At 66.7% G+C, this 22,763-nt stretch carries 25 protein-coding genes and 1 tRNA gene; 14 read left to right on the top strand and 12 right to left on the bottom strand.

Features of this window, described 5'->3' with window-relative positions; translation table 11 throughout:
- Positions 1 to 44: 44 nt before the first annotated feature.
- The 4 genes from QLQ83_RS00950 to QLQ83_RS00935 form a co-directional block, all read right to left on the bottom strand.
- Positions 45 to 1,043 carry a metallophosphoesterase gene (locus tag QLQ83_RS00950; RefSeq protein ID WP_282733812.1) on the bottom strand — a complete coding sequence of 333 codons (999 nt, stop codon included), beginning with the start codon at positions 1,041 to 1,043 and terminating at the stop codon, positions 45 to 47.
- Positions 1,044 to 1,064: 21 nt separating this feature from the next.
- Positions 1,065 to 1,946 (bottom strand): NAD(+) kinase, encoded by an 882-nt coding sequence (locus tag QLQ83_RS00945; protein WP_282733709.1) that lies wholly within the window; start codon positions 1,944 to 1,946, stop codon positions 1,065 to 1,067.
- A gap of 63 nt (positions 1,947 to 2,009) precedes the next feature.
- A complete protein-coding gene (locus tag QLQ83_RS00940; protein WP_282733708.1) occupies positions 2,010 to 2,879 on the bottom strand; it encodes a DMT family transporter in 870 nt (289 codons plus the stop codon).
- Positions 2,880 to 2,963: 84 nt separating this feature from the next.
- Entirely contained in the window at positions 2,964 to 3,479 is a 516-nt protein-coding gene (locus tag QLQ83_RS00935; RefSeq protein WP_282733707.1) for a YqaE/Pmp3 family membrane protein, read from the bottom strand.
- Positions 3,480 to 3,743: 264 nt separating this feature from the next.
- Between QLQ83_RS00935 and QLQ83_RS00930 the strand changes: the two genes are divergently transcribed.
- The 8 genes from QLQ83_RS00930 (at position 3,744) to putP (ending at position 11,537) form a co-directional block, all read left to right on the top strand.
- Positions 3,744 to 4,151, top strand: a complete 408-nt coding sequence (locus tag QLQ83_RS00930) for a CBS domain-containing protein (protein ID WP_282733706.1) — start codon at positions 3,744 to 3,746, stop codon at positions 4,149 to 4,151.
- 354 nt (positions 4,152 to 4,505) lie between these two features.
- Positions 4,506 to 4,579 (top strand) — tRNA-Gly (locus tag QLQ83_RS00925).
- A gap of 323 nt (positions 4,580 to 4,902) precedes the next feature.
- Positions 4,903 to 5,193 (top strand): 3-keto-5-aminohexanoate cleavage protein, encoded by a 291-nt coding sequence (locus QLQ83_RS00920; protein WP_282733705.1) that lies wholly within the window; start codon positions 4,903 to 4,905, stop codon positions 5,191 to 5,193.
- Between the two features lie 59 nt (positions 5,194 to 5,252).
- The gene (locus tag QLQ83_RS00915; protein ID WP_282733704.1) at positions 5,253 to 5,618 is read left to right on the top strand and encodes a hypothetical protein; all 366 of its coding nucleotides are present in this window, start codon (positions 5,253 to 5,255) and stop codon (positions 5,616 to 5,618) included.
- 70 nt (positions 5,619 to 5,688) lie between these two features.
- Entirely contained in the window at positions 5,689 to 6,489 is an 801-nt protein-coding gene (locus tag QLQ83_RS00910; RefSeq protein ID WP_282733703.1) for an AraC family transcriptional regulator, read from the top strand.
- Positions 6,490 to 6,676: 187 nt separating this feature from the next.
- A complete protein-coding gene (gene putA, locus QLQ83_RS00905) occupies positions 6,677 to 9,868 on the top strand; it encodes a bifunctional proline dehydrogenase/L-glutamate gamma-semialdehyde dehydrogenase PutA (protein ID WP_282733702.1) in 3,192 nt (1,063 codons plus the stop codon).
- Between the two features lie 40 nt (positions 9,869 to 9,908).
- Positions 9,909 to 10,031, top strand: coding sequence for a hypothetical protein (locus QLQ83_RS00900; RefSeq protein ID WP_282733701.1), 123 nt, complete (start codon positions 9,909 to 9,911; stop codon positions 10,029 to 10,031).
- Between the two features lie 15 nt (positions 10,032 to 10,046).
- A complete protein-coding gene (gene putP, locus QLQ83_RS00895) occupies positions 10,047 to 11,537 on the top strand; it encodes a sodium/proline symporter PutP (RefSeq protein ID WP_282733700.1) in 1,491 nt (496 codons plus the stop codon).
- Between the two features lie 191 nt (positions 11,538 to 11,728).
- On the opposite strand, the gene QLQ83_RS00890 is transcribed toward putP, so the two are convergent.
- Complete coding sequence (locus tag QLQ83_RS00890; protein WP_282733699.1) at positions 11,729 to 12,022, bottom strand: hypothetical protein; 294 nt, start codon at positions 12,020 to 12,022, stop codon at positions 11,729 to 11,731.
- Positions 12,023 to 12,319: 297 nt separating this feature from the next.
- Here QLQ83_RS00890 and QLQ83_RS00885 point away from each other — a divergent pair, with 297 nt between their 5' ends.
- Together QLQ83_RS00885 and QLQ83_RS00880 are read left to right on the top strand one after the other, a co-directional pair.
- Positions 12,320 to 12,928, top strand: coding sequence for an OmpW/AlkL family protein (locus QLQ83_RS00885; RefSeq protein WP_282733698.1), 609 nt, complete (start codon positions 12,320 to 12,322; stop codon positions 12,926 to 12,928).
- A gap of 185 nt (positions 12,929 to 13,113) precedes the next feature.
- Positions 13,114 to 13,764 (top strand): OmpW/AlkL family protein, encoded by a 651-nt coding sequence (locus QLQ83_RS00880; protein WP_282733697.1) that lies wholly within the window; start codon positions 13,114 to 13,116, stop codon positions 13,762 to 13,764.
- A gap of 65 nt (positions 13,765 to 13,829) precedes the next feature.
- Here QLQ83_RS00880 and QLQ83_RS00875 read toward each other — a convergent pair whose 3' ends face one another.
- Both QLQ83_RS00875 and QLQ83_RS00870 read right to left on the bottom strand, forming a co-directional pair.
- The gene (locus QLQ83_RS00875; protein WP_282733696.1) at positions 13,830 to 14,330 is read right to left on the bottom strand and encodes a gamma-glutamylcyclotransferase family protein; all 501 of its coding nucleotides are present in this window, start codon (positions 14,328 to 14,330) and stop codon (positions 13,830 to 13,832) included.
- 18 nt (positions 14,331 to 14,348) lie between these two features.
- Positions 14,349 to 14,681, bottom strand: coding sequence for a YqcC family protein (locus tag QLQ83_RS00870; protein WP_282733695.1), 333 nt, complete (start codon positions 14,679 to 14,681; stop codon positions 14,349 to 14,351).
- 286 nt (positions 14,682 to 14,967) lie between these two features.
- Between QLQ83_RS00870 and QLQ83_RS00865 the strand changes: the two genes are divergently transcribed.
- The 4 genes from QLQ83_RS00865 to QLQ83_RS00850 all read left to right on the top strand — a co-directional run bounded on the left by QLQ83_RS00865 (position 14,968) and on the right by QLQ83_RS00850 (position 17,950).
- Positions 14,968 to 15,993 (top strand): DUF3549 family protein, encoded by a 1,026-nt coding sequence (locus QLQ83_RS00865; RefSeq protein ID WP_282733694.1) that lies wholly within the window; start codon positions 14,968 to 14,970, stop codon positions 15,991 to 15,993.
- 24 nt (positions 15,994 to 16,017) lie between these two features.
- Positions 16,018 to 16,455, top strand: a complete 438-nt coding sequence (locus QLQ83_RS00860; protein WP_282733693.1) for an ATP-dependent zinc protease family protein — start codon at positions 16,018 to 16,020, stop codon at positions 16,453 to 16,455.
- Positions 16,456 to 16,486: 31 nt separating this feature from the next.
- Positions 16,487 to 17,395 carry a 30S ribosomal protein S6--L-glutamate ligase gene (gene rimK, locus QLQ83_RS00855; RefSeq protein ID WP_282733692.1) on the top strand — a complete coding sequence of 303 codons (909 nt, stop codon included), beginning with the start codon at positions 16,487 to 16,489 and terminating at the stop codon, positions 17,393 to 17,395.
- A 108-nt stretch (positions 17,396 to 17,503) separates the two neighbouring features.
- On the top strand, positions 17,504 to 17,950 hold the full coding sequence (locus QLQ83_RS00850; RefSeq protein WP_282733691.1) for a hypothetical protein: 447 nt from the start codon (positions 17,504 to 17,506) through the stop codon (positions 17,948 to 17,950).
- On the opposite strand, the gene QLQ83_RS00845 is transcribed toward QLQ83_RS00850, so the two are convergent.
- The 5 genes from QLQ83_RS00845 to sufC are packed head-to-tail and all read right to left on the bottom strand — an operon-like array spanning position 17,871 to position 22,620.
- Positions 17,871 to 18,653: a SanA/YdcF family protein gene (locus tag QLQ83_RS00845; protein ID WP_282733690.1), complete on the bottom strand. Its 783-nt coding sequence runs from the start codon at positions 18,651 to 18,653 to the stop codon at positions 17,871 to 17,873. The two genes, QLQ83_RS00850 and QLQ83_RS00845, sit on opposite strands and share 80 nt — an antisense overlap.
- 20 nt (positions 18,654 to 18,673) lie before the next feature.
- Complete coding sequence (sufT, locus tag QLQ83_RS00840; protein ID WP_282733689.1) at positions 18,674 to 19,246, bottom strand: putative Fe-S cluster assembly protein SufT; 573 nt, start codon at positions 19,244 to 19,246, stop codon at positions 18,674 to 18,676.
- Positions 19,247 to 19,264: 18 nt separating this feature from the next.
- The gene (locus tag QLQ83_RS00835) at positions 19,265 to 20,506 is read right to left on the bottom strand and encodes an aminotransferase class V-fold PLP-dependent enzyme (RefSeq protein WP_282733688.1); all 1,242 of its coding nucleotides are present in this window, start codon (positions 20,504 to 20,506) and stop codon (positions 19,265 to 19,267) included.
- A 3-nt stretch (positions 20,507 to 20,509) separates the two neighbouring features.
- Entirely contained in the window at positions 20,510 to 21,871 is a 1,362-nt protein-coding gene (sufD, locus tag QLQ83_RS00830; RefSeq protein ID WP_282733687.1) for a Fe-S cluster assembly protein SufD, read from the bottom strand.
- The gene (sufC, locus tag QLQ83_RS00825) at positions 21,868 to 22,620 is read right to left on the bottom strand and encodes a Fe-S cluster assembly ATPase SufC (RefSeq protein WP_282733686.1); all 753 of its coding nucleotides are present in this window, start codon (positions 22,618 to 22,620) and stop codon (positions 21,868 to 21,870) included. Before sufC ends, sufD begins: the two co-directional genes overlap by 4 nt.
- Positions 22,621 to 22,763: the final 143 nt, after the last annotated feature.

The following is a 22,763-nucleotide window of genomic DNA, read 5'->3' as shown; positions in this document are numbered from 1 at the left end:
CGAGAGTTCAGCCCGATGACACGACTTTCTCGTAACGAATTGTATCAATCGAAATCGATCTCCCAGGGCTGCGGCCGGACCTGCTCCTCACGAGGCACGCGGATCCATACGAAGTGGTTGGCATCGAGCGTCGGCTCACCGCTCCAGCGGTAGGCCACCAGGCGACCGAACTTGACCGCACTGTAGTCCAGGCAGGCAATGTTGGCGGCGGGCAGGGCCGGGATACCCTCGCACCAGTAGTGGCCGATGAACAGCGGTGGCTGCTCGGGCCCATAGTAGCTGAGGCGCGAGCGCTCCTCATCGGTGAGCTCGCGACGCTCCAGATCATCGGGCAGGTTGTCCGGCTGGAAGATGACGTCCCCCCAGGTCTGCGGCTGCCGGGCCCAGAAGTGGGCACGGAAGCTGCGCCGGGTGAAGCCGTCGCCCGACTGGATCTCCACGCCCTCTGGCAGGGGCACATGGATGCCCCGCGTCAGGCGGTCGAGGATACGAAACTCCAGGGTCCCGGGCACCACCGAGGCGGCCAGGAAATCCTCGTCGATGCGTCCGTCGGGATGCTCGCGGCGCAGCGCCTCTACGAGCGGCTGGTCCCAGCAGGCATGCACCACCCGCAGGCCGTCGAGCTCCAGGCACAGCGGGATGTCCAGGAACCAGGCCAGCGCCTCCTCCCACTCCTGGGGATGGTCGCGGTACTGCTGCAGGGTTTCCTGGATGATTCGATTATGGCGCGGCGTATGCTCGCGCAGCCACTCGCGCCCCAGGCTGCCGGGGGCGCGATGGCAGTAGGCCAGGGCATTATACTCGTGGTTGCCCATGACGATGTGGGCCTCGCCCTCCTCCACCATCCGTCGGGCGATGCTGACCGCCAGGCGGATGCGCGGCCCCCGGTCGATCAGATCGCCGAGGAAGATCACCTTGCGGCGCGGATGGCGATAGACGCCGCCACGCTGGTGGTAGCCGAGACGCTCGAGCAGGGAGCCCAGGGTCGCACCGCAGCCGTGGACATCACCGATCAGGTCGTAGCCTTCGAGGCCGCCTTGCATGCTCACGTCGCTCTCCTCACCTCAGTCCCCCAGGCGATTGCTCCAGCCCAGCTTGCTGCGCAGGACATCGTAGAAGTTGTGGCCCAGCGGATGCACCAGCTGCACCCGCCGCGGCTTGCGACGGATCACCAGCACATCGTCGGGCTTGGCCACCGCGCGGGTCTGGCCATCGCAGCTGATATGCGGGTAGGTCTGGTTGGTCTCGCCGATATGGATGCGGATCTCGCTGGCGGCGTCGATGACGATGGGGCGGCTCGAGAGGGTATGCGGGAACATCGGCACCAGGGTGATGACATCGAGCTTGGGGTGCATGATCGGTCCGCCGCCCGAGAGCGCATAGGCCGTGGAGCCGGTGGGCGTGGCGATGATCAGTCCGTCGCTGCGCTGGCTATAGACGAACTGGTCGTCGATGAACAGCTCGAACTCGATCATGCGCACCGCCTTGCCGGGATGCAGCACGACCTCGTTCAGGGCATCGCCGTTGCCGACCTGAATGTCGCCCCGATAGAGCTCGGCATCCAGCAGGAAGCGCTCCTCGAGCTCATAGCGGCCCTCGAGGACTTCGCCGACGCGCGCCTCGATCTCATCGGGCGAGATGTCGGTGAGAAAGCCCAGGCGACCGCGGTTGACCCCCAGCACCAGGGTGCCGCTGTGGCAGAGGGTCCGGGCGGCGCCGAGCAGGCTGCCATCGCCACCGACCACGATCACCAGGTCGCAGAGCTCGCCCAACAGGCGTCGACTGGCCTCGGGATGGCCATGATCAAGCAGGACCGTGGCGGTCCTGTCCTCGATGATGACATGGTAGCTACCGGCGTCGAGGAAGCGCATCAGTCGCTTGAGGGTGTCGACCACCTTGGCACTGCCCAGGCGGCCGATCAGGCCGATGTTCTTGAAGGTTGGCATGCACAGGCCTCTCGCTTCGCGGCCGCTCATTATGGCGACTGGCCACGAGGCGGGCAAACGCGGTCAGGCTGCCTTGAAGCTGCGGCGCCTCAGCCACCACTCGTTGAGCGCCAGCGAGCCGACGATGATGGCACCGCCCAGTCCCAGCCGCACGAGGTCGGCATCGCGGCTCCAGATCACCAGGTTGACCAGGAGGCCCGCGGGAATCAGGGCATTGTTCATGATCGCCAGGGCACCGGCATCGACCCGGGTGGCGCCCAGATTCCACAGGAAGTAGCCGAGGCCCGAGGCCACCAGTCCCAGCCACAGCAGCACGCCCCACTGGACCCCGGTGGTGGGCAGGCCGGCGGCATTGCCCAGCAGCGCGAAGGCGGGCACGGCCACCGCCAGGGCGCCGAGGTAGAACCATCCGAATACGCTGTGCCGGGGCAACGAGGCGGGCAGGCCTGCGGACAGGCGCCGATAGCCTACCTGCCCCAGGGCAAAGCAGAGGTTGGCCCCCTGGACCACCAGGAAGCCCGTCCAGAAGCCGCTGTCGAGTCCCTGGTAGCGGATCACGGCCGCGCCCAGCACGGCCAGCGACGCGGTCACCAGATAGAAGGGCGTGAAGCGCCCGAAGAGGGCATCGTCGAGCAGGGCGATATAGATCGGCGTGAAGATGGTGAACAGCAGCACCTCCGGCACCGAGAGCAGCAGGAAGGACTGGTAGAAGAAGATATACATCACACCCAGCTGCACCGCCCCCAGCCCCATCAGGGCGAACCGCTGGCGGCCGCGCAGCAGCGAGGGGCGCAGGAACGGCAGGAAGACCAGCGCCGCCAGGCCGATCCGCATCAGGACCGCGAAGTAGCTGTCCACCTGGCCGGCCAGGTAGACGCCGATCAGCGAGAACGAGAATGCCCAGAGGACGGTGACACCGACGAGAAGGCCCAAGGTCAACTCCTGCAGGAAAGTGGGTTGACGCGGATTATACCCGTCAGGCGCGCCGAGCAAAGCACAGCAGCGTGATCCGCCCCGTCAGCGCGGAGAGTGGCGCAGCCACCAGAGCGCATGCACGACGCCGGGCAGCCAACCCAGCAGGGTCAGCGCCAGGCTGGCCACGACACGCCCCCCACCCCCCCGCGAGAGACCGACCGCCAGCGGCGGCAGCAGTACCGCCAGAACATGCAGGGCAAGCCGCGGCTCGGCGGCCGGTGCCTGCCCCGCGTCACGGGCGGGCGATTCCGATGTCCGGTCGACCCTGACCCGGTCACCCGCCGCCGGGGTGAAGTGCTGAACGGCCTCGTTGGACTCGTGCTCGAGCGCCCGGCGATGGGCCTCGTGGTCGATCTTCTGGTCGAGAGCGTCGGCCCCTTCGGCCAGCGTCTCGTGGTAGCGCTCCCACTCCTCCCAGTCGAAAGGAGTCCCAGCGCGGGGACGGTGTTCCCCGGCTTCCCGGGCCCGCGACCAGGCCTTCTCTTCCAGGGTGTTGGGCCGCTCCTGGTCTCGCTCACCGTCCAGCCCCTTTCTGGCCATGTACTCCCGAGCATCCATGAGGTAACTCCCTTGATGGTGACACGCCGGCACCGCGGCCGGCCCGTGTTCCAGAGTGTGTCACATTGGAGCCGGGAACCGAGGCCGGGTTCCTGACCGCTGGCCGAAGGCCCCGGCCAGCGTGGAGAAACGTTGGCGGTGCGCGTACCGGAGAGTCCCGCGATTCGGCTATGCTGGAAACGAGACACGGCTGCGGCCCGTGCCTGGCATCGAGAACGCTGGCTGCAGCCCAGGCCATTACTGTCCGGCACAAGGAGACACGCCATGCCCAACAAGGCCCCCACCACCGTGCGCGAGATCATGTCCCGCGACTGCTACCGGGTCACCGGCAAGACCTCGGTCTCCACCCTGGCCGAAGGCCTGGCGCTGCATCGCCTGCCCGGGGTACCCGTGGTCGACGAGCGGGACCACCTGATCGGCTTCATCTCCGAGCAGGATGTGATGGGCAAGGTGCTGGAAAGCTCCTACCTCAACGATGAGCCGCCGCTGGTTCGGGAACTGATGCGCAACGAAGTGCTCTCGGTGCCGCCCAACAAGAGTATCACCGACCTGGCCCAGGAGATGCTCGGCGCCAAGCCCAAGGTCTACCCGGTGGTCGAACAGAACCGACTGGTGGGCATCGTCACCCGCCGCGACGTGCTCAGCGCACTGCTGCGCATGCGCCACGCCTGACCCTTCCTGCCCGCCTCTCGACACCCGGCCTGGCGCCGGGTGTCGTCGTGTACAGTGTCCCGACAAAGAAAAGCCGCCCCATGAGGCATGGGGCGGCAAGATCGAAAGTGCAAGCCGAGGCAACAGTGTTAGCGACTGCTATCGCGTTGCTGCCTACGCCCATTCAGACAGCGTCACGGAGAAAAGTTCGTCAGGCAGAAAAAAAATATCGCTGCCGGGACGCTCTCCGGGCGGGTGAGCGTCTAATACTTGCGGTAAGACAGAGAAAAACAGGGACTTAGCGAGAAGGGAACAAAAAAGTCCGGGGACGGCTTGCAAAGGCTAACCGATTGGTTTTACTATCGAAATCGCCTCGCGGGTGTAGCTCAATGGTAGAGCAGAAGCTTCCCAAGCTTAAGACGAGGGTTCGATTCCCTTCACCCGCTCCAGGCCCTCCCCTTCCCGTACCGACCTTATCCCCTCACCTTCGCGCATGCCTCAAAGGTGGCCATAAGTCATTGGATTTGCTGTCGTCAGCGTCACGGGGCCCCTACCGACCGGACGCCATCACGCAAGGCATGCCTGCCACCCCATCGGACATGGCGCCGAATGCCTCGAACACGAGCGTGGTAGGCTCAAGACCTGCGCCCTGATACTCGCCCGCCCCCCGCGAGCGGCGGGTGACGGTAACGGATAACGAGACCAGGCAGCAGCCTGCCGTCGGGCCATCGAGCGGCCCGCCCTCTGGTCAACGCTATTGAGGACAGATCCCATGAGCAACCCCTGCATCATCTGCGTGGCGATCACCGGCAGCCTGGCGCCTGGCTCCCCGTGGTGCGGTGCCGGCATCGGCGCTTACCAGAAGACCCTCAACGAGTGGTCGATCGCCGCCGGTGGCCATACCCGTACGGGGCTGGAAGACAACGTGCGTCTTGACAAGGACACCCTGGCCCCCTCCAATGCGGCCCTTGTCCAGCGCGTCGCCGAGATGTGCGAGCAGCACGGCCGACCTGTCGCCACCTGGCAGCAGGCCCGCCAGATCCTCGACATTCCGATGTCCTGACATCCCGCGCACCCCCGGGCCCGGCAGCGACCGGGCCCGGCCATCCGGAGTCGCGAATCATGGCCCTGTTCCTGCTGGTCCTCGTCGTCTGCCTGGTCATCTTCGGCGGCATGATTGCCCTGCTGATGCTCTCCGGCACCCCGCGCTACCGCACCGAGCCCGAGCACCTGCTGGAACTGTTCGACAAGGCACTGGAGAGTCGCGTCGGCGAGACCGAATGGAACGCCATCATCGGCTATCCGATCCGCCATGACGACTACCTGGACGGGATCCGACGCCGCGCCCAGCGCTTGATGGACGAGCACGGGCGCCATGGCCGCGTGACGCGCGGGAAGCCGCTGCTCGACGCCACCGGCCAGGAGGAGCTCGCGGCCCTGCGCGACCACCTGGCGGCGCATACCTCGCTGCAGCGCCGCCAGGACTGAGCCCAGCGTTGAAGAACCATCCGGTAGACTGTGGTGTCATGTCCCTGACATGCCCAGCCGGAGGCCGTCCATGACCAGTGCCATCCGCCAGATCCCGCTCGATACCGCGATCCATCACCATGCCCACGATTTCCACCAGATCGTGATCGGCCTGCGCGGCGAGGCGGAATTCGAGATCGAGGGGTTGGGAGGCTCCATCTCGGCCTTCTCGGGATGCATCGTGCCGGCCAACCATATGCATTACTACGCCGGGACCGGTGACAACCGCCAGCTGATCCTCGACCTGCCCAGCGATGCCTTCTCGGTCACCGGACATCACCACGAACTGGTTCGGCTATTCGATGCTCCGCGCTTCTTCGCGCTCGACACCTCGCTGCGCCACTACCTGGACTTCCTGCTCCATGAGCTGAGCCTGCTCTCTCGCCAGGCGACCATCGACCCCACCCACAACGAGCGTCTGGCCGGCACCCTGTTGGGCTCCCTGCATGCCCGCCTTGCCGCCGAGCCGCCGGCACCGGGCCGCGCACTCGACCTGGCCGCCCTCGACCGCTTCATCGACCGCCACCTGAGCAGCCGCCTGCGCGTGGCTGACCTGGCCGCCGAGGCCTGTCTGAGCGAGGCGCACTTCAGCGAACGCTTCCGTCAGCGCACGGGGCTCTCCCCCTGGCAGTACGTGATGCGCCGCCGACTGGACTGCGCCAGGCAGATGCTGCAGCAGAGCCATCTGCCGCTCTCAGAGATCGCCGCCCTGACCGGCTTCACCAGTCAGAGTGCCCTGTCGCGGGCCTGCCGCCAGGCCTTCGGTCATCCCCCCAGCCAGCTGCGCCGCGACGGGGGCCAACGGCTCGCCTCGTCCGCCCCATGCCGTTAGACCAAGGTCGAAAATTCAACCCTTCTGCGGCCAAAAACCGTGGAATCGTAAAATCGGGCCAGGAATTCGACAAGCAAGAGACCGCGTGCCGCCCTACCCTCAACGGATGCCCCGCGCCCGCCTGCGACGCATCGCCGCAGCGGCCGGGTCCTGCCCTCTGACGACGGGTTACAACCGGGGGACCTGAATGCTCAACGCCCACACCATGCTCGACGCCACCACCTGGCGACAGGAACTCGACACCCTCTTCGCGCGCATCAGTGACCACTACGTGGTCGACGAAAATGCCTTCGTCGGCGAACTGGTCAAGGTCCTCGATGCCAACAGCGAGGACTTCCGGCGCATCGCCGGCAAGACCGCCGAACTGGTGCGCGAGGTCCGCGAGATGGACACCGCCGTCGACACCATCGACGAGCTGCTTCAGCAGTACAGCCTGGACACCCACGAGGGGCTGATGCTGATGTGCCTGGCCGAGGCCATGTTGCGCATTCCCGACAAGGCCACCGCCGATGCCCTGATCGAGGACAAGCTCGGCCCGGCCGACTGGAAGGCCCACGTCGGCAAGAGCGAGTCCTGGATGGTCAACGCCTCCACCTGGGGCCTGCTGATGACGGGGCGCGTGGTGACCATGGACAAGCCCCGCGAGGGCAGGCCATCGAACTTCATCAACAAGATGGTCAACCGCATGGGCGAACCGGTGATCCGCCGCGCCATGCTCGAGGCCATGAAGATCATGGGCAAGCAGTTCGTGCTCGGCCGTGACATCGACGAGGCGCTGAAGCGGTCGAAGCCGCTGTTCGACAAGGGTTACACCTACTCCTACGACATGCTCGGCGAGGCCGCCCGCACCCGGGCCGATGCCCGGCGCTATTTCGACGACTATGCCCGCGCCATCGAGCAGGTCGGCAAGACCAGCAAGGGGCTGTCGTCGAAGACCCCTTCGCCCTCGATCTCCATCAAGCTCTCGGCCCTGCACCCGCGCTACGAGTTTGGCCGCCGCGAGCAGGTGCTGCGCGAGCTGGTCAGCAGCGTGCGCGAACTCGCCGCCCTGGCCCGCGAGCGTGACGTCGCGGTGACCATCGATGCCGAGGAGGTCGACCGCCTGGAGATCTCCCTGGAGGTGTTCCGCGCCGTCTACGAGAGCGAGACCTGCAAGGGCTGGGGCCACTTCGGCCTGGTGGTCCAGGCCTACTCCAAGCGCGCCCTGCCGGTGCTGCACTACATCAACCGCCTGGCCGAGTCCCAGGGCGACGAGATCCCGCTGCGCCTGGTCAAGGGCGCCTACTGGGACACCGAGATCAAGGAGTCCCAGCAGCTCGGCGTCGATGGCTACCCGGTCTTCACCCGCAAGGCCTCCACCGACGTCGCCTACCTGGTCTGCGCCCGCTTCCTGCTCTCCGACGCGACCCGCGGGCGCATCTTCCCGCAGTTCGCCACCCACAACGCCCATACCATCAGCACCATCCTCGAGCAGGCCAACGAGGCCACCCGGGCCTTCGAGTTCCAGCGCCTGCATGGCATGGGCGAGGCGCTCTATGATGCCGCCATCAAGCGCGCCCCCCAAGGCACCTACTGCCGCATCTATGCGCCGGTGGGGGCTCACAAGGACCTGTTGCCCTACCTGGTGCGACGCCTGCTGGAGAACGGCGCCAACTCCTCCTTCGTGCACCAGCTGGTGGATCCCAAGGTGCCGGTGGAGTCGCTCTGCGTGCACCCGGTGGACACCCTGCGCCAGTACGGCAGCTTCGCGAACCCGCAGATCCCGCTCCCGGCCGACATCTATGGCCCCGCGCGTCGCAACTCCCGTGGCTTCGACCTCAACATCCGCAGCCAGTACCAGCCGCTGATGGACGCCATGGCGAAGACCATGGACAAGACCTGGCAGGCCGGCCCCCTGCTGGCCTTCGAGGTGAAGGGCGACCCGACCAATACCCATGAGGTCACCTGCCCCTACGACCGCCGCCGCCAGGTCGGAACCGTCCAGTGGACCACCCGGGAGCAGGCCGGCAAGGCCCTCGACGCCGCCTGGTCGGCCTTCCCCCGCTGGGAGGCGACGCCGGTGGCCGAGCGCGCCGCCATCGTCCGCCGCCTCGGCGACCTGATGGAAGCGCACATGGCCGAGCTGATGACGCTCTGCTCCCGGGAGGGCGGCAAGCTGCTCACCGACGGCATCGACGAGGTGCGCGAGGCGGTGGACTTCTGCCGCTACTACGCCATGAAGGCCGAGGAACTCTTCGCCGAGCCGACGCGCCTGCCCGGGCCGACCGGCGAATCCAACGACCTGATGATGGGTGGCAAGGGGGTGTTCGCCGCCATCAGCCCCTGGAACTTCCCGGTGGCGATCTTCTGCGGCCAGCTGGTCGCCGCCGCCGTGGCCGGCAACACCGTGCTCGCCAAGCCCGCCGAGCAGACCTCGCTGATCGCCCATCGGGTGATCGAGCTGCTCTACGAGGCCGGCATGCCCCGCGACGTGGTGCAGCTGCTTCCCGGCGACGGCCCCACCGTGGGCAGCGTGCTGACCAGCGACCCGCGCATCACCGGGGTCGTGTTCACCGGTGGCACCGACACCGCCCAGATCATCAACCGCGCCCTGGCCGCGCGCGACAATGCCCCGCTGCCCACGCTGGTCGCCGAGACCGGTGGCATGAACGCCATGATCGTCGATTCCACCGCCCTGCCCGAGCAGGTGGTGGTGGACGCGGTGCGTTCGGCCTTCCAGAGTGCCGGCCAGCGCTGCTCGGCCTTGCGGGTGCTCTACCTCCAGGAGGACGTGGCCGACCGGGTCATCGAGATCCTCAAGGGCGCCATGGACGAGCTGCAGGTCGGCGATCCCCGCGATCTGGGGACCGACGTGGGCCCGGTGATCGACGAGGACGCCCGCCGGGGACTCACCGCCCATATCGACAGGCTCAAGGGCGAGGGTCGCCTGGTGGCCGAGACACGGCTCGACCCGGCACAGACCGCCGACGGCACCTTCGTCGCGCCGGTGGCCTTCGAGATCGACGGCATCGAGGCGCTGGAGCGCGAGCAGTTCGGCCCTGTACTGCACATCGTGCGCTACAAGGCCAGCGAGATCGACCGGGTGGTCGACGCCATCAACGGGCGAGGCTATGGCCTGACCTTCGGCGTGCACAGCCGCAACGAATCCTTCGCCGAGGAGATCGCCCGGAAGGTGCGTGTTGGCAATGTCTACGTCAACCGCAATATCATCGGTGCCGTGGTCGGCGTTCAGCCATTCGGCGGCCAGGGGCTCTCCGGCACCGGACCCAAGGCCGGCGGGCCGCACTACCTGCTGCGATTCGCCACCGAGAAGACAGTGACCGTGAACACCGCCGCCCTGGGTGGCAATGCGTCACTGCTTGCGCTGGGAGACGAGTGAACCTCACTCATCATCAACAAGAAACTGAAGGAACCCCCTCATGATGGAAAACAATGCCACCAATGGCCTCACGCTAGCGCCGGGCCCGGTCGTGGTGCTCGCCACCAGTGTTCTGGCCGGCATGCCTACCAACAAGATGTCGGAGCTACATCCGGCCCAATAAACGGGAGAAGTCTCTATGGCTACTGGCGTTTGGATCAGTCTCTTCGCTTACTTTGCGCTCATGATCGCCATCGGCTTTTATGCCATGCGCAAGTCCACGTCCACCTCTGAGGATTACATGCTGGGTGGCCGACAGCTCAGTCCACAAGTGGCGGCCCTGTCGGCCGGCGCTTCGGACATGAGCGGTTGGTTGCTGCTGGGCCTCCCCGGGGCGATGTTCGTATCGGGCCTGGGGTCTGCCTGGATCGGTATCGGCCTGCTCGTGGGTGCGTTCTTCAACTGGACGCTGGTCGCACCTCGCCTTCGCGAGCAGACCCTTCACTATAATGATGCGATCACCATTCCGGAATTCCTGGGAAACCGGTTCCCGACTCAGGCCATTCCGCTGAGAACGGTATCCGCTATCGTCATCGTGATCTTCTTCGCGGTCTACACGGCCTCAGGCCTGGTGGCAGGAGGCAAGCTGTTCGAAAGCGCGTTTGCCGGCGTTCTCAACATTGGTGGCATGAGCGACTACGCGTCGGGCGTCGTCATCACCCTGGGCGTGGTGCTTGTGTACACGGTGGTTGGCGGCTTCCTGGCCGTGAGCATGACGGACTTCGTGCAGGGCTGCATCATGATGCTGGCCCTGGTGATCATGCCGGCAGTGGTGCTCTTTGGCGAGGGTGGCGGCGGTTTCTCCCAGGCCTCCCAGACCCTGAATGAGGTCGATCCTACGCTTCTGTCGTGGACGGAGGGACTGACCATTGTCGGCTGGCTGTCTGCCGTGACCTGGGGGCTGGGGTACTTCGGGCAGCCGCACATCATCGTGCGCTTCATGGCCATCCGGTCTCAGAAGGATGTTCCCATTGCCCGTAACATCGGCATGAGCTGGATGTTCATCTCCCTGGTCGGCGCGATCTCTCTGGGTGTGTTCGGCCGGGCCTATGCGGTCCGCAATGGCATGGATGTCCAGGACCCGGAAACGATCTTCATCATCCTGGCGGATCTGCTGTTCCATCCGCTGATCACCGGCTTCCTCTATGCGGCACTGCTTGCTGCGATCATGAGTACCATATCCAGCCAGCTTCTGGTGTCGTCCTCCTCACTGACCGAGGACTTCTACCGCCTGTTCCTGCGCAAGGAGGCGACGGAGAAGGAGGTCGTCGCCGTTGGCCGGACCAGCGTCGTTGTGGTGGGTCTGGTTGCCGCCGTCATTGCGTCCGATCCGACCTCTCAGGTTCTGGGGCTGGTCAGTAACGCCTGGGCCGGCTTCGGTGCGGCGTTCGGCCCGCTGATCATCCTGTCGCTGATGTGGTCGCGCACCAACGGCGCTGGCGCCCTCGCGGGCATGGTGGTGGGTGCCGTCACCGTCATGCTCTGGATCTCGCTGGGCTGGAACGGCTCGTTCATGGGAGGTCCCGGCGTGTACGAGATCATTCCTGGCTTCATCGCTGCCTTCATCGCCATCCTGGTGGTGAGCAGCGTGACTGCCGACGCCGGTGAGTACCAGCAGATCAGTCGCTAACAGAGCGCGAGAACGCGTCTAACGCACTCAAGCTAAAGGGCTCCTCCGGGAGCCCTTGCTGTTATCGGGGGTGTCAGGCATCGCGGTCCGTGACTGGCTGGCGCACACGCAGGAAAGCCGCCCTCGGGCGGCTTTCCTTGTTTCCGGGTGGCACGTCTTCCCAAAAGCGGCGCACTGCCCGCTGCAGCGGATCAGGCCATGACCGCCCGCACCAGCAGCACCAGGGCGAAGGCGCCGAGCGCCACCAGGCTCCAGGGGGGCGTAGTCATCCGCCTCAGCCAGAACTGTTGCACCTCCAGCCCCATCGGTGCCATGAAGGCCGCGCCCAGCGCCCAGACCCCCAGCCCGATCAGTGGCAGGCGCAAGGCCATGGGCAGCGTGCTGATCAGGGCGGGCTGCCACAGCAGCCACAGCGCTAGCGCCGCCGCCAGCAGCATCGCCCCCAGGGTCACGCCGGGCAGGCGTCGACGTGTCTTGGTCTCCATCTCGGCTCTCCTTGTCGCCTGCCCCCAGTCAAGACGATCCACGGCTAGGATGCGAGCTCCGGCGCCAGATGGCGGTATTTTCTTGTACAGACATTACATGACGGAGACGCCCCGTCGCCCAACGGGGACAGGATAATGCCGATGATATCGGGCCTCATAGGCTATCGAGGTCATGACAATTTTTTACAAGACTTGTATAAACACCGTTTTTATAATCGGAACCTAAATAGATCATCCGGCGCTGCGCTCCTTTCGGGGCGTCAGGCACGGGACACCAGGAAAGGGAGGAATCATCCCATGCGCACGACACGACTGATCCCCGCCATCGCCATCGCCGCCGGCTGCACCTTCGCCAGCCAGGCGGCGCTGGCCTATGGCGCCGGCGACATCTTCGTCCGTGGCGGCATCGCCAAGACGGAACCCGAGGGCTCCGACAACGGCAACCTCGGCAGCAGCGAGCTGACCGTCGAGGGCGAGCGCGGCCTCACCTATGGGCTCGGCTACCTGTTCACCGACAGGCTCGGCGTCGAGCTCAACGGCAGCGAGGAGTTCGAGCATGGCCTGACCCTGGACGGCGCATCGGCAGGCAGCGTCGATCGCATGCCCGTCAACCTGATGGCCAACTACTATCCGCTGGGCGGCCTCGACTCCCCCGTCCAGCCCTATGCCGGGGTGGGCGTCAACTACACCCGCTTCTCCGGTGAGCCCGGCGGCGTCGATGTCGAGAGCTCCTATGGCGCCGTCGGCCAGCTCGGCGTCGACCTCGCCGTGACCCGCAACCTGAGGCTCAACGGCTTCGCCAACTATGCCGACGTCAGCGCCGACATCGAGTCGGGGGGCGCACAGATCGGCGAGGCCGAGGTCGACCCGGTGACCGTCGGGGGCGGCGTGACCTACCACTTCTGAGCGAGAAAACCGCCGCCATGTGGGGAGACTCGGGGCCCATGATCCGGCGCCCTGCTGTCAGTCCCTTCATGGCAATGACAACCAACCCTTGCGCTGGATCAATAATGTCCCGGCGCGCTCGCGGTAGACTGCCCGCATGTTCCATTGCGGCAAGAGGCCGCACCCTCGTAACCAGGAGTCGACCCATGCGCAAGACCGCCCTTCCCACCCTGCTCGCCGCCGGCATCGCGTCGGCCGCCTTCATCACCAGCAGCCAGGCCTTCGCCTACGGCGCCGGCGACTTCTTCACCCGCGTGGGCGTGGCCAAGGTCAAGCCCAAGAGTGACAACGGAAGCCTGGATCTTTCCTCTGTCGGTCCTGGCCTCTCTACATACGACGTCAATGTCGAAGACGATAGCGCCTTTGCCTTTACCCTGGGCTATCGCTTTACCGACAAGCTGGGCGTCGAACTGCTGGCCGCCGAGCCCTTCGACCACGGTTTCCAGGTTGAGGGCGTGACCGGTGGGTCCACAGATCATCTGCCGCCGACCCTGACCCTGCAGTACTACCCGCTGGGCGGCACCGACGCCCGTGTTCAGCCCTATGCCGGCGTCGGCGTCAACTACACCCGCTTTTCCAACGAGGAGTTGAATATTGGGCTGCCGGTTGAGTTCGACGACTCCTGGGGCGCGGCCGGCCAGCTGGGCGTCGACCTGCTGATCGACGACAACTGGGCGCTCAACGCCGCCGCTTGGTACTTGGATATCGACACGGATGTGACGGTGGCTGGTCAGGAAGTAGGCAAGGTCGAGATCGATCCGGTGGTGGTGATGGCGGGCCTCAGCTTCCGCTTCTGATCGCCGCCCGACACGACGAGGCCCGCCATTCGGCGGGCCTCGTTGCGTTCGGCGCCGACAATCGGCTAGCGGGACGAGTGGCGCGAGAGCCCCAGCTCCGCCAGGGTCGTTTCGTCGAGCCCGGCGACCGCCTCCACCGCCGAGAGGCGCGCATGGTAGGCGGCACTGAGGAAGGGCTCTCCGGCCAGCAGGTGCTCGAGATACTCCCGCGCCGGGCGCAGCGCCTCGGCGGTGGTGCCCGGCGCGGCGATATAGACCCAGGCGTCGATGGCCCCGTCGCGAGTCACGACCGGCAAGCGGTGACGGTCGTACTCCCGGGGATAGCCCTCGAAGGGGTCCATGCACCGGATCTGCCCGGCGTGTTCGAGCTCGAACAGCGCCCCCTCCACGCGCTCGCCCGGCCGGGGCACCACGTTGGCGTGGGCGATGCCCGCCACCCGGGACGCCTTGTCGAAGCGCAACGCATGGTCCTGCAGCACGCCGGCCAGCACCCGGCGGGTAGGGCCGATGCGGGCCGCGACCCGGGCGGGGTTCATGTTGCTGCCATAGGCAAAGTAGTAGGGCATATCAGGCTTCCGGCGGAATCAGTTCTCGGTGACCAGGCGGTCGATCTCCTCGACCACCTTGCACATCAGCAGCCGGTCGCTGGCCCGCGCGCCCTCCTGCTGCAGCCAGGCGTCCACCGCGGGGGCGACGTCGCAGGTCGCCGGCATCGGCGAGCGCGACTCGACCAGGGCTTCCAGGCGCACGATGAACACGAAGCGCAGCCACTGGGGCAGCGTCATGGTGTCGATACAGAACGGCTGGACGCTGCGGAAGGCGTCCGGCTCGGGTCGCTCCATGCGCCACAGGCTGGCGGCCTTCATGGTGGCCTCGAGCTCGCGCAGGGCGGTGCCGAGTTCGTCGTGAACGGTCATGGGCAGTCTCGTCGGTGCATGTGGGGCCATTATCCCCGTTCGGCCCCGCCGCTGGCCACCCCGCGAGGCCTCCACTGCCCGGCCAGCCATCTTGTGCACAGTGCACAGATATCCTGAACGGGCCTGTGGATAAACACTGGAAAGATCTCGCCTGGCCGCTTCCCATGGGCCATGGCGCAGACTGGTCAACAACTGACCAACGGCGGATCGCGACGAGCCCCCCCACGGGCGGCTGACAGCACCCCGACACCGCGGTAGAGTGCACGGTTCCTGACCCGGAGAGAGCATGCAACCGATCCACAGCCTTCACGACTTCTTCCTGCGCAGCGGTGCCGAGGTGAGGCTCTACCACCTGGGCCGCCGGGTCGAGCCCTGCTCGCTCGACACCCTGGCCGCCTTCGAGGCCGGCGACCTGGCCTGGCCGGCTCCCTGGCAGGGCACGGCACGCCTGGCCATGGTCTTTCGCCTGGGCGACCTGGAGGACCCGCTGATCTGGTTCCTGGCCCTGCCGCTGGACGAGCAGGGCCATCTCGACCCGGCCCCGCGGGATGCCTTCGTGCAGCGCCTGCTGGAGACCCTCGGCCACAGCGTGCAGGGCCTGGGGCGCACGGAGAGTGCCGGGATCGACAACCTGATGAAGGACAACCCCCTGGCTTTCAGCCCCGCGCTGCCCTTCCAGGCCGTGCTGCATGCGCGTGCCAGCCTGGACGCGGGCCTCCCCGCCAGCCAGCACTTCGAGCCGGTCGAGGCCTACCTGACCGGGCAGCAGGCGATCGACTGGCGAGCCCTGGGCCTGCAGGGCCTGGCTGATTTCGCGGTACGCCTGGATGCGGCCTCGAGCCGGACGCTGGCGGCTCGCCTCGACACCCTGCCCGGCGAGGTGCTGACCTCGCTGTGCTACTGTCTGGAGCATGTGGCGATTGCCGACGACCTGGCCCTCGCCCTGCGCCGTCGCGGCGAGGCGGCGGGCCGCGACGGGGACATCGAGGCCTTCTGCGCCTGCGTGCGCGCCATGGGCGGCGCCTCGCGCGAGCTGGCCGGCGCCTGGTTCGACGTGCTGCTTGATGATCCCGACGCCTGCGGCCCCGACCTGCTGGCGGCGATCGCCGGGCGCGGCTGGCACCACCTGGAGGATGCCGAGCGCCTGCCCCGCTTCCTCGCCCGCCTGGCCGAGACCTCCGGGGCCGACTTCATGGCGGTGGCCCGTGACCTGGCGCTGATCCCGCGACTGCGCCTGCCGCTGCTGATGACGCTGCGCGAGGCCGGGCCGGACTCCGCCATCGGCCGCCGCCTGGCCGGCCTGTCACGCTGAGTGCAGAGACCTGGGAGCGAGATGATGAAAGAACTGCCCTACACGCCCAAGGCGGTGATCGGCCGCCGCGAGATGGTCACCCTGCCGGAATTGCACCTGACGCTCTGCGCCAAGGCCGATACCGGCGCCAGGACCTCGGCGCTGCATGCCGAGGACATCGAGTCCTACGAGGAGGACGGCCATCTCTGGGTCGGCTTCACGACCCGCAGCGGCGGCCCCGGCACGCCGGCCCACGTCCACCGCATGCACCTGCATGACCGCCGGCGGGTGACCAGTTCCAACGGCCAGGCCGAATGGCGCTACGTGATCCGCACGACGATGCAACTGGGCAGCCTGGCGTTCCCCGTGGAGCTGAGCCTGACCGACCGCCGCGACATGCGCCACCCCATGCTGCTGGGCCGCCGGGCCCTGCGCCGCCTGCTGGTGGCGCCCGGCGTGGCTTTCCTGCATGGCGAACCCTGACCCTTCCCGGCCATCGACCCTGGAGTCCCGAATGCATATCGCGCTGCTGTCCCGCAATCGCAACCTCTACTCCACGCGGCGCCTGATCGAGGCGGCCGAACTGCGCGGCCACACCGCACGAGTGGTCGATACCCTGCGCTGCTACATGAGCATCGCCTCGCACCACCCCTCGATCCACTACAAGGGCAAGGAGCTCGAGCCCTTCGACGCGGTGATCCCGCGCATCGGCTCCTCGATCACCTTCTACGGCTGTGCGGTACTGCGCCAGTTCGAGATGATGGGCACCTATGTGATCAACGACAACGTCTCGATCACCCGCTCCCGCGACAAGCTGCGCTCGCTGCAGTTGCTGTCGCGCAAGGGGCTCGGGCTGCCGATCACCGGCTTCGCCCACTCCCCGGACGACATTCCCGACCTGATCACCATGGTCAGGGGCGCCCCGCTGGTCATCAAGCTGCTGGAGGGCACCCAGGGCATCGGCGTGGTGCTGGCCGAGACCAACCAGGCCGCCGAGAGCGTGATCCAGGCCTTCATGGGCATGAAGGCCAACATCATGGTGCAGGAGTACATCAAGGAGGCGAAGGGCGCCGATATCCGCTGCCTGGTGATCGGCGACAAGGTCGTGGCCTCGATGAAGCGCCAGGCCGCCGAGGGCGAGTTCCGTTCCAACCTGCATCGCGGCGGCAGCGCCAGCGTGATACGCATCACCCCGGAGGAGCGCTCCACGGCGATCCGTGCCGCCAAGGCCATGGGGCTGCGGGTAGCCGGCGTCGACCTGCTGCGCTCGAACCACGGCCCGGTGATCATGGAGGTCAACTCCTCGCCAGGGTTGCAGGGTATCGAGACGGCCACCGGCAAGGACATTGCCGGGCTGATCATCGAGCACCTGGAGAAGAATGCCGCCCCGCGACACAAGGTCCCACCCCGCCCCAAGGGCTGAATTCTCAGCCCAAAGGCTAACGGGGAAGCGGCAATTTATTGATCCCCGGGGGTGGCAAATGGGAGGCGACAGCCCCACAATCTGCGTCACCGGAGGAGGTGACCGCTCATGTTTCTCGACAATCGCCAGGTGGCGATGGACAGTGCCCTCGAGGCGATGGCCGACAGCATCGACTACTTTCAGGACAATCTGGAGCGCCTGCGTCCCTCGCTGCGCGACAGCCTGAAGCCCCACTACGAGGCGCGGGCGAAGTCGATGCACGAGCTCCAGGAGCTGTCACGCAAGCATCTCAACCTGCTGCCCCGCGATGCCGATGTCGAGCGCGACGACTACATGTGGCTGTGGAGCCGGCTGAAGAGCTTCGTCGGCAATGAGAGCCAGGTGGTGATCGGCGAGTTGCTGGAACAGGAGCGGGTGCTGATGCAGGCGCTCTCGACGCTGTTCACCCACCCCCTGCCCGAGCCGATGGAGCCGGTCATCGAGGAGTGCTGGAAGGGCTGTCGGGCGCTGATCCGCGAGCTGTATCGTCTCCAGAAGCAGCGTCAGAAGCGTTGAGCACCCCCGGCGGGAGCAGCAGACGGTCACGTTCCCGGGGCATGATCTGCAAGGGTTCGAGCGGCCCCAGGAAGTGCGGTTCGCGCTCCCACAAGTAGAGATCCCCCAGGGTGGCCACTCGCGCCACCCATTCGCGAAGCTTGAGCCGCCAGAGCCCGGTCACGGCGCGTTCGGGCGCCGCGCAGCCCCTCACCTCGAGCCCCAGCGCCTCGCCGATGAACAGCGCCCGCGGCAGGTGCCATGCCTGGGTGACCAGCAGCGCCCGCTCCACGCCAAAGACATCACGCGCCCTGGCCAGGGTGTCGAAGGTGCTGAAGCCGGCATAGTCCAGGGTCATGTCCTCGTCGCGCACGTCTCGCCCCCGCAGGTCTCGCCACATGGTCACCGGCTCGTTGTAGTAGCGGGTGCTGTTGTCGCCGGAGATCAGCAGGTGGTCGACCCGCCCGAGATGGATCAGGTGGGCGGCGGCGCCCATGCGCCCCTCGAAGTGCGGATTGCGCGTCCCGCTGCGCGTCCAGTGGGAGGTCCCGAAGACGATGCCCACGGGCTCGCTGCCGCACTGCGACAACTCGTCCTCGATCTTCCCCTGGGTGCGGCCCAGCACATAGAAGTTGGCCAGCGCGAACAGCAATGTCGCCAGGAGCGCAAGCGCTCCCAGCGACATCAATACCGCCTTGAAGACCTTCCAGAATGGCCGGTGCATCGCGCTCCCCGGAGCAGGCGCTAGAACATCCCGAGTTCCAGCTTGGCCTCGTCGCTCATCATCTCACGACTCCAGGGGGGATCGAAGACGATCTCGGTATGGACCTTGCTGATCTGCGGGGCACCGAGGATCTTGTTGCGGGCATCGGCGGCGATCACGTCGCCCATGCCGCAGCCGGGCGCGGTCAGGGTCATGCGGATGGTGACGATGCGCTCGCCGGTGATCAGCCGCTCGATGCGACAGCCATAGACCAGCCCGAGGTCGACGATGTTGACCGGGATCTCGGGGTCGAAGCAGGTGCGCAGCTGGTCCCACACGAACTGCTCGATCTCCTCCTCCGAGGCATCCTCGGGCAGGGTCGGCCGAGGCAGTGCCTCGAGGCCCAGGGCATCCAGGTTGGCCCCCTCGATCAGGTAGAGACGCCCCTCGAAGCCCACGCTGACCGTGCTGCCCTTGGCCTGCATCACGTTCACGACGCTGTCCTCCGGCAGGGTCACGGTCTTGCCGAAGGGAATGGAGATCGCCTCCACGTCACGCTGCAGGGGCAGCTCCTGGCCCTTGTGGAGGGTGGCAATCTGCTCGATATCGCTCATGTCGCTCCTTGATAGGCCTCAGCGCAGCATGCCAACGACGCGCTCGAGCCCCTCGACGAAGACGTCGATCTCCTCGGGCGTGTTGTAGGCGGCGAAGGATGCTCGGCAGGTGGCGTCCAGCCCGAACTGTGCCAGCAGCGGCTGGGCGCAGTGATGGCCGGTCCGGATCGCCACGCCGAGCTGGTCGATCAGCAGCCCGATGTCCTGGGAGTGCGCCCCGTCGACCACGAACGACAATACGCCCGCCTTGTCCGGTGCAGTCCCCAGAACGCGCAGCCCCTCGATGCCCTGCACGCCCTCGGTGGCATGCTCGAGCAGCCTGGCCTCCCAGGCACCGATCAGCTCGAGGCCGATCTCCTGGACCCACTGCAGGGCACGCCCCAGAGCGATCACCTCGGCGATGGCCGGCGTACCGGCCTCGAACTTGTGGGGGATGTCGGCGAAGGTAGTGGGCGTCTCGAAGGAGACCGTGCGGATCATCTCGCCGCCCCCCTGCCAGGGCGGCATCGCCTCGAGCAGCCCGGCCTTGCCGTAGAGCACGCCCACGCCGGTCGGCCCGTAGACCTTGTGGCCGGAGAAGGCATAGAAGTCGGCATCGATGTCACGCACGTCGATGGCCTGGTGGGGGGCGGCCTGGGCGCCGTCGACGAGGATCCGGGCGCCGTGTTCGTGGGCCACCCGCGCCATCTCGCGAACCGGGTTGATGGTGCCGAAGGCATTGGAGATGTGGTTCACCGCCACCAGCCGAGTGCGCTCGGTGAAAAGGTCGCGATACGCCGCCATGTCCAGCACGCCGCGCTCGTCCACCGGGATCACCTTGATGGCGAATCCCAATTCGCCGGCCAGCAGCTGCCAGGGCACGATGTTGGAGTGGTGCTCGAGGCGGGAAATCAGCACTTCGTCACCGGGGCCGAGATTGACGCGCCCCCAGCTGTTGGCCACCAGGTTGATCGCCTCGGTGGTGCCGCGGGTGAAGACGATCTCGCGAGTCTCGCCCGCGTTCAGGAAGGCACGCACCGTCTCCCGGGTCCCCTCGAAGGCCGCCGTGGCCTCGTCGGCCAGAGTATGCAGCCCGCGATGGATATTGGCGTTGTAGCGACCATAGTAGTCGTCGAACATCGCGATCACCTGGCGCGGGGTCTGGCTGGTGGCGGCGTTGTCCAGGTAGACCAGCGGCTTGCCGTGGACTTCCCGGTCGAGGATCGGGAAGTCGCGTCGCACCTTCACCACGTCCAGCGTCAGGTCGCTGAAGTCGGCCATGGCTCACTCCTCGTTCAGGGCGGCGGCGGTTTCCACCAGGCCGGCCAGGTTGAAGCGCTCGGGCAGCTTGCCCGCCACGGCCAGTTCGACCCGCTCGGAGATGGCGTCGAGGTCGACCTGCTCCAGCACCTCGCCGGCGAACGCCAGGGTCAGCAGGCCGCGGGCCGTCTGCTCGTCGATGCCGCGGGTGCGCAGGGCGAACACCGCCTCCTCGTCGAGCTGGCCGGTAGTGGCGCCGTGGGCGCACTTGACGTCATCGGCGTAGATCTCGAGCTCGGGCTTGGTGTCGATCTCGGCGCGGTCGGAGAGCAGCAGGTTGGCATTGCTCTGCTCGGCCTCGATCTTCTGGCTGTCGCGCTTGACGATCACCTTGCCGTTGAACACGCCATGGGCGCGGTCGTCGAGGATGCCCTTGTAGTTCTCGTGGGAGAAGGTGTGGGGCGCGTTGTGGTTGACCAGGGTGTGGTTGTCCACGTGCTGGCGACCCTGGCCGTAGAAGAGGCCGTTGAAGTTGGCCTCGGCCCCCTCGCCGTTGAGCTCGGCCACCAGGTCGTTGCGCACCAGGCCGCCGCCCAGGTTCAGGTTGAACGAGGTGTAGCGGCTGTCGCGGGCTTGCTCGATGTGGATGCTGGCCACGTGCAGGTCGGAAAGCGGCGCCTCCTGCAGCTTGAAGTGGGTGAGGATCGCGCCGCGGTCGAGGATGATCTCCTCCACCAGGTTGGTGAAGTTGGCGGCCTGCTCCTCGCCCACATGGTGCTCGATGACCGTGGCCTGGCTGCGCCCGGCCATCTCGAGCAGGATGCGCGGGTGGCTCATCACCGGCGCCTCGCCCTCACGGGAGAGGAACTGCAGGATGATCGGCTTCTCCACCACGGTGCCCGGCGCCAGGCGAAGCACGGCGCCCTCTTCCATGAAGGCGGTATTGAGCGCCGCGAAAGGCGAGAACTCGACCCCGGTGAGCCGACCCAGCGGGCCGCCCACCGCCTCGTGGTTCTCCTCGAGTGCACGAGAGAGCGGCACCAGCTGCACGCCAGCGGGCAGGTCGTCGAGCCTCGACAGGGCCGGGGCGAAGACGCCATCGACGAAGGTCAGCCGGTGGGCCTCCATGGGCAGGGTCAGTCGCGCCGCCGTGGCCGGGGAGAAGTCGGCATCCGTGGCCAGGTGGAAGTCGCCGCGGGCGATGGCCCGCACGTCGGTGTACTTCCACTCCTCGATGCGCCGATGGGGAAAGCCCAGCGCCTCGAAGCGGGCGGCCCCCGCCTGGCGCCGGGCGGCAATCCAGGTCGGCTCGGCGCCGCGTGCGTTGCTGCGCTCGCTCAGCCGGTCGAGGAAGCGTTGCACATCGCTCTGCACTGCATCACTCATGCGGCGGTCTCCTCCTGCACCCAGTCATAGCCGCGACTCTCGAGCTCGCGGGCCAGGTCGGCATCGCCGCTCTTGACGATGCGGCCATCGACCAGCACGTGCACGCGATCCGGCACGATGTAGTCGAGCAGGCGCTGGTAGTGGGTCACCAGCAGGATGGCCCGGTCCTCGGCGCGCAGGGAGTTGACGCCGTCGGCGACCACCTTCATGGCGTCGATGTCCAGGCCCGAGTCGATCTCGTCGAGCATCGCGAGCCTGGGCTGCAGCACCAGCATCTGCAGGATCTCGTTGCGCTTCTTCTCGCCGCCCGAGAAGCCCTCGTTGACGGCACGCTGCAGGAAGCTGGTGTCCATCTTCATGGAAGCGACCTTCTCCTTGATCAGCTTCATGAACTCCGGTGCCGGGATCTCGCCCAGGCCCTGCGCCTCGCGCTGGGCGTTGAGCGCCGCCTTGAGCAGGTAGATGTTCTTCACCCCCGGGATCTCCACCGGGTACTGGAAGCCCAGCAGCAGGCCGGCGCGGGCCCGCTCCTCGATCTCCATCTCCAGCACGTCCTGGCCCTCGAAGGTGATCGAGCCCTTCGTCACCTCGTAGCCGTCCTTGCCGGCGATCACCGCCGAGAGGGTCGACTTGCCGGCCCCGTTGGGGCCCATGATGGCGTGGACTTCACCGGCGTTGATGGTCAGGGTGAGGCCCTTGAGGATCTCGGAACCCTCGACCGTGACGTGCAGATCCTTGACTTCGAGCATGTTGACTACCTTTTCGATTCTGGCGAGCCGCCACCGCGGCCCGAAAAAATGATGCATTCCACTGCGCCAGAGGCGCGTCATGAGCGACGGTCAATCAAGGCGGAGGCCCGACGAGTGCAGCGGAGTTGACTGTTGCTCAATGA

The sequence above is a fragment of the Halomonas rhizosphaerae genome (assembly GCF_030010555.1).
Lineage (GTDB): Bacteria > Pseudomonadota > Gammaproteobacteria > Pseudomonadales > Halomonadaceae > Halomonas > Halomonas rhizosphaerae.
Note: the sequence above shows the minus strand (reverse complement) of the source record. Positions and strands in the feature narration are given on the sequence as shown.

Coding starts and splice junctions, on each gene's coding strand:
- QLQ83_RS00950 (WP_282733812.1), bottom strand. CDS start 1,043: ATGCAAGGCGGCCTCGAAGGCTACGACCTGATCGGTGATGTCCACGGC.
- QLQ83_RS00945 (WP_282733709.1), bottom strand. CDS start 1,946: ATGCCAACCTTCAAGAACATCGGCCTGATCGGCCGCCTGGGCAGTGCC.
- QLQ83_RS00935 (WP_282733707.1), bottom strand. CDS start 3,479: ATGGATGCTCGGGAGTACATGGCCAGAAAGGGGCTGGACGGTGAGCGA.
- QLQ83_RS00930 (WP_282733706.1), top strand. CDS start 3,744: ATGCCCAACAAGGCCCCCACCACCGTGCGCGAGATCATGTCCCGCGAC.
- QLQ83_RS00920 (WP_282733705.1), top strand. CDS start 4,903: ATGAGCAACCCCTGCATCATCTGCGTGGCGATCACCGGCAGCCTGGCG.
- QLQ83_RS00915 (WP_282733704.1), top strand. CDS start 5,253: ATGGCCCTGTTCCTGCTGGTCCTCGTCGTCTGCCTGGTCATCTTCGGC.
- QLQ83_RS00910 (WP_282733703.1), top strand. CDS start 5,689: ATGACCAGTGCCATCCGCCAGATCCCGCTCGATACCGCGATCCATCAC.
- putA (WP_282733702.1), top strand. CDS start 6,677: ATGCTCAACGCCCACACCATGCTCGACGCCACCACCTGGCGACAGGAA.
- QLQ83_RS00900 (WP_282733701.1), top strand. CDS start 9,909: ATGATGGAAAACAATGCCACCAATGGCCTCACGCTAGCGCCGGGCCCG.
- putP (WP_282733700.1), top strand. CDS start 10,047: ATGGCTACTGGCGTTTGGATCAGTCTCTTCGCTTACTTTGCGCTCATG.
- QLQ83_RS00890 (WP_282733699.1), bottom strand. CDS start 12,022: ATGGAGACCAAGACACGTCGACGCCTGCCCGGCGTGACCCTGGGGGCG.
- QLQ83_RS00885 (WP_282733698.1), top strand. CDS start 12,320: ATGCGCACGACACGACTGATCCCCGCCATCGCCATCGCCGCCGGCTGC.
- QLQ83_RS00880 (WP_282733697.1), top strand. CDS start 13,114: ATGCGCAAGACCGCCCTTCCCACCCTGCTCGCCGCCGGCATCGCGTCG.
- QLQ83_RS00875 (WP_282733696.1), bottom strand. CDS start 14,330: ATGCCCTACTACTTTGCCTATGGCAGCAACATGAACCCCGCCCGGGTC.
- QLQ83_RS00870 (WP_282733695.1), bottom strand. CDS start 14,681: ATGACCGTTCACGACGAACTCGGCACCGCCCTGCGCGAGCTCGAGGCC.
- QLQ83_RS00865 (WP_282733694.1), top strand. CDS start 14,968: ATGCAACCGATCCACAGCCTTCACGACTTCTTCCTGCGCAGCGGTGCC.
- QLQ83_RS00860 (WP_282733693.1), top strand. CDS start 16,018: ATGAAAGAACTGCCCTACACGCCCAAGGCGGTGATCGGCCGCCGCGAG.
- rimK (WP_282733692.1), top strand. CDS start 16,487: ATGCATATCGCGCTGCTGTCCCGCAATCGCAACCTCTACTCCACGCGG.
- QLQ83_RS00850 (WP_282733691.1), top strand. CDS start 17,504: ATGTTTCTCGACAATCGCCAGGTGGCGATGGACAGTGCCCTCGAGGCG.
- QLQ83_RS00845 (WP_282733690.1), bottom strand. CDS start 18,653: ATGCACCGGCCATTCTGGAAGGTCTTCAAGGCGGTATTGATGTCGCTG.
- sufT (WP_282733689.1), bottom strand. CDS start 19,246: ATGAGCGATATCGAGCAGATTGCCACCCTCCACAAGGGCCAGGAGCTG.
- QLQ83_RS00835 (WP_282733688.1), bottom strand. CDS start 20,506: ATGGCCGACTTCAGCGACCTGACGCTGGACGTGGTGAAGGTGCGACGC.
- sufD (WP_282733687.1), bottom strand. CDS start 21,871: ATGAGTGATGCAGTGCAGAGCGATGTGCAACGCTTCCTCGACCGGCTG.
- sufC (WP_282733686.1), bottom strand. CDS start 22,620: ATGCTCGAAGTCAAGGATCTGCACGTCACGGTCGAGGGTTCCGAGATC.